Source organism: Dyadobacter sp. (assembly GCF_051859145.1).
Classification (GTDB): Bacteria; Bacteroidota; Bacteroidia; order Cytophagales; family Spirosomataceae; genus Dyadobacter.
This window is the reverse complement of record NZ_JBHYGF010000175.1, coordinates 5,201-8,150: the sequence shown is the minus strand read 5'-3', so window position 1 is coordinate 8,150 and position 2,950 is coordinate 5,201. Positions and strand designations below refer to the sequence as shown.

The 2,950-nt window shown below is 44.7% G+C and carries 5 protein-coding genes; 1 reads left to right on the top strand and 4 read right to left on the bottom strand.

Annotated elements, in window-relative coordinates; genetic code table 11:
- Positions 1-191 (bottom strand): helix-turn-helix domain-containing protein (locus tag ACTIE6_RS11605; RefSeq protein ID WP_439556792.1); only part of this gene is annotated, 191 nt, incomplete at its 3' end.
- Positions 192-351: 160 nt separating this feature from the next.
- Between ACTIE6_RS11605 and ACTIE6_RS11600 the strand changes: the two genes are divergently transcribed.
- Positions 352-1,308 carry a bifunctional helix-turn-helix transcriptional regulator/GNAT family N-acetyltransferase gene (locus ACTIE6_RS11600; protein WP_439556791.1) on the top strand — a complete coding sequence of 319 codons (957 nt, stop codon included), beginning with the start codon at positions 352-354 and terminating at the stop codon, positions 1,306-1,308.
- Between the two features lie 55 nt (positions 1,309-1,363).
- On the opposite strand, the gene ACTIE6_RS11595 is transcribed toward ACTIE6_RS11600, so the two are convergent.
- Genes ACTIE6_RS11595 through ACTIE6_RS11585 form a run of 3 tightly spaced genes read right to left on the bottom strand, consistent with a single transcriptional unit; the run spans position 1,364 to position 2,484 of the window.
- A complete protein-coding gene (locus tag ACTIE6_RS11595) occupies positions 1,364-1,711 on the bottom strand; it encodes a DUF1801 domain-containing protein (RefSeq protein ID WP_439556790.1) in 348 nt (115 codons plus the stop codon).
- Positions 1,692-2,060, bottom strand: coding sequence for a nucleotidyltransferase domain-containing protein (locus ACTIE6_RS11590; protein ID WP_439556789.1), 369 nt, complete (start codon positions 2,058-2,060; stop codon positions 1,692-1,694). The genes ACTIE6_RS11595 and ACTIE6_RS11590 overlap by 20 nt, the downstream gene beginning before the upstream one ends.
- A gap of 1 nt (position 2,061) precedes the next feature.
- Positions 2,062-2,484: a nucleotidyltransferase substrate binding protein gene (locus ACTIE6_RS11585; RefSeq protein WP_439556788.1), complete on the bottom strand. Its 423-nt coding sequence runs from the start codon at positions 2,482-2,484 to the stop codon at positions 2,062-2,064.
- Between the last annotated feature and the right edge of the window lie 466 nt (positions 2,485-2,950).

Here is a 2,950-nt window from a genome sequence, read left to right as displayed (position 1 = left end):
AACTCTTCTATTGACACATTCATCGCCTGCGCCAGCAGTCGCAGTGTTTCGCCGCGCGGTTCTACATTTCCGGCTTCAATGCGCTGCAAAGTGCGCAGGTTAATGCCGGCATTTTCGGCAAGTGTTTCCTGTGAAAAGCCTCTGCTCTTGCGCAAAGCCCTGATTTGATCCGCGACTGTTAATGTGCTCATCTGTAAAATTGTTTGCACCAAAAGTAGGGTCAGAAGGTACGATTTGATTGCGGCTTTTCTGCGGCATTTATACGAATTGTAAAAAATATTGGGAGCTTCATTAGTCAAAACACACCAAAGTCTTACATTTGCATAATCGATTATGTAATTGACTTTACAAATGACTATTTTCAAAAGAACTGGTAAGATGGCGCTGGGTAGCCGCCTGAGAATGCTGACTGCAAAATTTACGGATGATGCATCTTCCATTTACAACCTCTATAATATCGACATGCAGCCGAAATGGTTTCCTGTGTTCTATGTGCTTTCCGAAAGGGATGATGTAACAATCACGGAGATTGCGACGGAGATCGGGCATTCGCAGCCTTCTGTGAGCAAGATTGTTCGGGAAATGGCGGCGAAAGGTTTGGTGATCGAGAAAAAGGATTCTGCGGACGGTCGGCGAAATGTGGTGCAGCTTTCGGTTACGGGAAAAGAGATTATTGGCAAAATTCAGAACCAGTATGAGGATGTGAACAATGCGGTGGAAGCACTATCCGCAGAAGCAAGCAATGATCTATGGAAGGCTATTGAAGAATGGGAGTTTTTGCTGGAACAAAAGTCGCTTTTCCAGCGCGTGCGGGAGCAGCGGAAGGCGCGGGAGAGCAGCTTTGTGGAAATTGTGCCTTATGAGGCAAAGTACCAGTCCGCATTTCGGGAGCTGAATGTAGAATGGATTTCAAAGTATTTCAAAATGGAGGAGGCGGATTACAAATCACTCGATCATCCGGAAACGTATATACTTGATCGTGGCGGCTGCATTCTGGTAGCATTGTATCGCAACGAGCCGGTCGGCGTATGTGCATTAATTAAAATGGAAGATCTCGACTACGATTTCGAGCTCGCAAAAATGGCGGTTTCGCCGAAAGCGCAGGGGATGAATATCGGCTGGCTACTGGGCAATGCTGCCATTGAAAAAGCCCACTCGCTAGGAGCGAAGGGGCTTTATTTAGAAAGTAATACAATTTTGAAGCCGGCGATAAGCTTATATCAAAAGCTTGGATTCAAGAAAGTGACCGGTCGGCCGACGCCGTATGAAAGGGCTAACATTCAGATGGAGCTTTTAATAGAAAGCTAATCATTTGTGGTGATTGGGTAAATTATTGTGATTTGTTTGAACAGGCTTATACCTATTATTTCAACCTTATCGCCAATTGCAAAATCTCCCCAATCACATCCACAGCCAAATCCTCCACCGGATCCAGCAAGAGTATCTTCATCCGGGTTCGTTTTTCAGCAATCAGGTTGGGGTGCTCTATGCGGTTTCCATTTACAATGCCAAGGTATGGGCGACCTGTTTTCTTTTCGATCCAGATGTAGCAAATTCTGCTTCCTTCAAACAAATAGAACGGCATCGAATAACGCCAAACCTCCGTCATTCCCGGTTTGTAATGTAAAATGAAATGCCGAAGCGCGGCGAGAAAGCTTTTGGTAGGTTCGGGATGGTTCCAGAAGTATTGGTCAATGTCTTTGAGTTGCATGCAGGACACCAGGTTTATGCTGCTTTGGCTCTGTTCCGAGGCTGGGTTTGCTTTCGAAAATGACTTCGAAATGCTGCTCAATATTGCGTTGAAAACTTTCAGGAATTCTGGCCCAGTCTAACACTTCAACAAGAATCGGGATATTACTTTCCCTTATCTGGTCTTTCAAATCCAGTAACAGATCAATATCAATTTTAGTCAGATCCTTCCCGCGTATTACCAGATCAAGATCGCTGCCTTCGTGCGCGGAGCCATTTACCCGACTACCATAGGCCCAAACTTCCAAGGGAGTTTCCGTTGAAGCGAAAATGCGTTGCAGTACTTCTAAGTCTTTCTTCCTAAGTATCATATTACTGCGATTTACTTTGGCGGATTACAGTGGCCAAATGGTTTGCATCTTCTATAAATTTAGGTAAAAGCTTCAAAGTATCCTCTGCAAAATTTACGCCGTAATCGTGTGCCGTGTTGTTCCGGTTGTCCCGATATCGAAGCCAGCGCTCACAAGTATCAGTGTCGATCAAACTTCTCAAAGTTGCGTGCCGGAAAATGTCTTTGAAATGAAGCTGATCAACTGCCTTTGTTGAATGGAAATATGGCTTTAAGACCTTTTTCAGCAGCTTACCACTTTGTTCTAAGATGATTTCAAACTCCTTTACGCTGGCGGATCGATACATATCATACTCTATGTCATCCGGGTTAGCGTCAAGCAGCAGTGAGTAAGCCTTTTCGAGTGTTTCAATGCATCGTTCATAGTATGTGGTATCTATGTTCATCTTGGCAGAATTTCGAGTTTAATTCAAAATTAAAACTTTTAGTGAATTCCGTGACATTCCCATAGCCACCGCGAATAATTGGTAAACAGCCGGTCAATCTAACTTTTGAACAATACAAACGCAAGCCAGGATGCAACTTCGACGCAATGCAAAGCACAGTCGACAAGAAAACTATACTGCCGCTAACAACTGAACTAATCATTTTGCTGGCGTCCATTGTCGCATTACACCCGCAACAATGTCGCTTCTCCCGCCTGCGTGTTCCCGGAAGTGCATTTAGATTTGCATTGTTAAGTTTAAAAAACTAAAACTGCCAGCTACCATGAGAAAGATCATCATCAACGAATTCATAACACTGAACGGCGTAATCCAGGGGCCGGGCGGGCCGGAGGAGGATACCACTAACGGCTTTAAGCTGGGTGGCTGGGTCGCTAAAAAGTCGGACGATATTTCGGATAAGATCCTG